General features: G+C 69.6%; 1 pseudogene. It reads left to right on the top strand.

From position 1 onward, the window contains the following. Positions 1-296, top strand: a pseudogene (locus tag TSA1_RS39020) (DUF1522 domain-containing protein); the annotation flags it as partial.

The raw sequence follows: 296 nt of genomic DNA, 5'->3' as shown, positions 1-296 counted from the left end.
CCTCGCTGCAGAAGCTGATCGACAGCGCCAAGTCGATCGCCAACCAGGCGCTGCAGACCACCGTCGGCTACTCCACCAAGTCCAACGTCTCCGCCACCATCTCCGGTGCGACCGCGGCAGACTTGCGCGGCACGACGAGCTTCGCCAGTGCGACCGCGTCGAGCGACGTGATCTACACCGGCGCTCCCGGCGGCACGACCCCGATTACGGCTGCCAAGACCCTGGGCGCGAGCCAGGGCGTGTTCACGGGCACCGCGGCAACGGCTGGCGACGGCACCACGGCCCTGACCGGTACC

Source organism: Bradyrhizobium nitroreducens (assembly GCF_002776695.1).
GTDB lineage: Bacteria > Pseudomonadota > Alphaproteobacteria > Rhizobiales > Xanthobacteraceae > Bradyrhizobium > Bradyrhizobium nitroreducens.
This window is presented reverse-complemented; position numbering and strand designations above follow the sequence as displayed.